Origin of the sequence: Candidatus Protofrankia californiensis (assembly GCF_900634765.1) — a bacterium.
GTDB lineage: Bacteria > Actinomycetota > Actinomycetes > Frankiales > Frankiaceae > Protofrankia > Protofrankia californiensis.
Map to the genome: position 1 here is coordinate 3,495 of NZ_CAAAFT010000492.1, position 3,817 is coordinate 7,311.

3 protein-coding genes are annotated in these 3,817 nt (G+C 70.5%); all 3 read left to right on the plus strand.

The annotated features are described in order from the left end of the window. A partial coding sequence (locus DD1DGNOD_RS25705; RefSeq protein ID WP_131771200.1) for a thiamine pyrophosphate-dependent enzyme occupies positions 1-1,164 on the plus strand: 1,164 nt, incomplete at its 5' end. Positions 1,165-1,270: 106 nt separating this feature from the next. Beyond that, positions 1,271-2,203 carry an alpha-ketoacid dehydrogenase subunit beta gene (locus DD1DGNOD_RS25710; protein ID WP_241251854.1) on the plus strand — a complete coding sequence of 311 codons (933 nt, stop codon included), beginning with the start codon at positions 1,271-1,273 and terminating at the stop codon, positions 2,201-2,203. 48 nt (positions 2,204-2,251) lie between these two features. Then, positions 2,252-3,553 carry a dihydrolipoamide acetyltransferase family protein gene (locus tag DD1DGNOD_RS25715; protein ID WP_131768837.1) on the plus strand — a complete coding sequence of 434 codons (1,302 nt, stop codon included), beginning with the start codon at positions 2,252-2,254 and terminating at the stop codon, positions 3,551-3,553. Positions 3,554-3,817 lie beyond the last annotated feature (264 nt).

Genomic DNA, 3,817 nt, shown 5'->3' on the forward strand with positions numbered 1-3,817 from the left:
ACCTATGATTCACTCCTCGCCGACCTCACCGGCGCCGACCTCACCGGCGCCGACCTGCTCGGCCTGCTGCGCGACATGGTGATCGCGCGGCGGATCGACGAGGAGGCGACGGCCCTGCAACGCCAGGGCGAGCTCGGTTTGTGGACGAGCCTGCGCGGCCAGGAGGCGGCGCAGGTGGGCTCCGCCCGGGCCCTACGCGCCGACGACATGGTCTTCCCGTCCTATCGGGAACATGGCGCGGCGTGGTGCCGCGGGGTCGATCTGGTGGACGTCCTCGGCCTGTTCCGCGGGGTCTCCCACAGCGGGTGGGACGCGGCCGAGCACGGTTTCCAGGCCTACGCGCTGGTCGTGGGCTCCCAGGTGCTGCATGCGACGGGCTATGCCATGGGCGTCGGCCGGGAATACGCCGTGCGCGGCGGTGCGGCGGCGGGCGGTGGCGGCGGCGAGCACGGCGACCCACCGGCGACCGTGGTGTATTTCGGCGACGGGGCGTCCAGCCAGGGAGACGTCAACGAGGCGTTCAACTGGGCCGGCGTGCTCGCGGCACCGGTGGTGTTCTTCTGCCAGAACAACCACTGGGCGATCTCCGCGCCGATCCGGCGGCAGACCCGCGTACCGATCTACCGCAGAGCGCACGCGTTCGGACTCCGCGGCGTGCGGGTGGACGGCAACGACGTGCTGGCCACCCTGGCGGTGACCCGACAGGCGTTGCAGGCGGCCCGGAAGGGACATCCGACGCTGATCGAAGCAGTGACCTACCGTATGGGCGCACACACGACGGCCGATGATCCGTCCCGCTACCGCGACCCCGACGAGGTCGCCCGCTGGAGCCGACGCGACCCGATCCAGCGGATGGCGGCCCACCTGCGCCACCGGGGCCTGTTCGACGACCGCGCAGCCGCCGACCTGGACGCCGAGGCCGACGCGCTCGCGGCTGCCCTGCGGCGACGCTGCCTGGACCTGCCCGATCCGTCGCCCATCACGTTGTTCGACCATGTCTACGTCGATGACACCGACGTGCTCGCGGCCGCCCGCGCCGCGGTGGCGGACGTGTGGTCCAGGCCGACAGCACCAGCACCCGGCAACCGGCCGGTCCCGCCCTCTCCCCCTGAGGGTTCGGTACACACGACCACGGATTCGGGCAGTGGACGGACGGTCCGGTGACCGTCACGTCGGCGCATCCGCCGGTGCACTCCGCGCGAAAGGCGATCTGACCGTGCCCTCGACACTGACACTGGCAAAGGCCCTCAACGCCGGGTTGCGGGCCGCCATGGAATCCGACCCGAAGGTCGTGCTCATGGGAGAGGACGTCGGCAGGCTCGGCGGCGTCTTCCGGATCACCGACGGGCTACTGGCCGAGTTCGGCGAGGAACGGGTGATCGACACTCCGCTCGCCGAGTCGGCCATCGTCGGCACCGCCATCGGTCTGGCCATGCGTGGCTTCCGGCCGGTGTGTGAGATCCAGTTCGACGGGTTCGTCTACCCGGCCTTCGACCAGATCGTCACCCAGCTGGCGAAGATGCACTACCGGACGCGGGGACGGGTCCGGCTGCCGGTGACGATCCGGATCCCGTTCGGCGGGGGCATCGGTGCCGTCGAACACCACAGCGAGTCCCCGGAGGCGTACTTCTGCCACACGGCCGGGCTCAAGGTGGTCGCGTGCTCCAACCCGACCGACGCCCACACGATGATCCGGCAGGCGGTCGCCGCCGACGATCCGGTGATCTTCTTCGAGCCGAAGCGGCGCTACTGGGACAAGGGGGACGTCGACGTCCGGGCTCCCCTGTCCGAGGCGCTGCCGCTGCACGTAAGCAGAGTGGTGCGGGCCGGACAGGACGCGACCCTCGTCGCCTACGGCCCCATGGTGCGGACCTGCCTGGACGCGGCCGACGTGATGGCCGGTAAAGGCCGCGAGCTTGAAATGATCGACCTGCGCACGCTGTCCCCGCTGGACCTCGCGCCGGTGCTCGCCTCCGTGCGCCGGACCGGCCGCTTGGTGGTGGTCCACGAGGCGCCGTCGAACGTGTCGCTGTCCGCGGAGATCGCCGCCCAGGTCACCGAGGCCGCGTTCTACTCCCTGGAGGCGCCGGTGCTGCGTGTCACCGGCTACGACACCCCTTACCCCCCGTCCCGCCTGGAGGAGCACTACCTGCCCGATGTGGGCCGGGTCCTGGACGCCGTCGACCGCTCCTTCCGGTACTGAGGCATTCGATGATCGACGTCACCGGGTGCCGACTTGGAGGTTTGTCCCGTGCCCGCTGAGCAGTTCCGCCTCCCCGACCTGGGTGAGGGCCTCCCCGATGCCGAGATTGTCCGGTGGCTGGTGGATGTGGGGGAACGTGTCGCGGTCAACCAGCCGATCGTCGAGGTGGAAACCGTCAAGGCGCGGGTCGAGCTGCTGTCACCGTTCGCGGGTGTGCTCACCGTCCGTCATGCCGAGCCCGGGGAAACCGTTGTGGTGGGACGACCGCTGATGACCATTGACACCGGCGAACCCGGACCCGCCCCCGCGGGCAACCTCGACCTCGACGGTCACCCCGAGGAGCGGCCGCCGATGCTGGTCGGTTACGGCCCCCGAGGCGGCCCGGGAACGCCCGGGGCGGGACCGGCCGCCGCGGCAGCGCCGCCAGCCGGAGACGGGCCAGCAGGCGGGGCGCGGCACGCGCCACCCGGGCGCCGGTCCCGGCCGGTCGTGGTGCGCGCGAAACCGCCGGTGCGTAAGCTCGCCCGCGACCGCGGCGTCGACCTGCGGACGGTCGTCGGCACGGGCCCGCACGGAACGATCAGCCGAGCCGATGTCGAGGCCGCCCGGGCTTCGGGCGGACCCGGGGAGGTCGGCGCCCGCGTCCGGCGGATCGCCGTCACCGGTGTGCGACGTTCCACCGCCAGCGCGATGGTGGCAAGCGCGGCCGGCGCACCTCAGGTCACCGAGTTCCTCAGCGTCGATGTGACCGAGACGATGGCGGCCCGGGACCGGATCGCCGCCCTCCCCGAGTTCGCGGGGATCAAGGTGACCCCGCTGCTGCTCGTCGCGAAAGCCCTGCTGGCTGCGGTCCGCCGCCGTCCGATGATCAATTCGCGCTGGGAGGAGGGGTCCGGCGACAGCCCGGCGCAGATCGTCGTCCACGAGTACGTGAATCTCGGGATCGCTGTGGCCTCGCCCCGCGGCCTGCTGGTACCGAACATCCCGGACGCGGACCGGCTTGATCTCGTCACGCTCGCACGCAGCCTGCACGAGCTCACCATGACCGCCCGCGCGGGGAAAACCGCTCCCGCGGCCCTGCGCAATGGGACGATCACGATTACAAATATCGGGGTGTTCGGCGTCGATAGCGGCACGCCGATCCTCAACCCGCCGGAAGCCGCGATCCTCGCCCTCGGTTCCATCCGTCCCATGCCCTGGGTACGGGGCGGCGAGCTGGCCGTCCGCACGGTGGCTCAGCTCGCTTTGACCTTCGATCACCGGATCGTCGACGGTGAACTCGGCTCGCAGGTACTGGCCGACGTCGGTCGGATGCTCACCGATCCGACCCTGATCCTCGCCTGGGCCTGATCGGTGGCCGGTTGCTCTAGGTCACCAATACCCGGGTGTGGGCAGACACCGAAGAGCAACCGGGCACCGGACACAACAGACCAAGCCGGTACCCCGACCCGGGCGCAGCTCACCGGCAACCGTTCGCGCCGGGTGCCCGCCCCGTTGGTCCCATGGCTTTCCGGTCATCCGGTCCGGGCTTCTTGAGCTATTCATACCAGAATCCCGGACTGGCAGAAAAGCAATAACAAACACCGGTGGATTTTCAGTTCACCGCGGAACGTT

Bases quoted from the DNA above. Each gene is read 5' to 3' on its own strand.
- DD1DGNOD_RS25710 (WP_241251854.1), top strand. From the start codon at position 1,271: ATGGAATCCGACCCGAAGGTCGTGCTCATGGGAGAGGACGTCGGCAGG.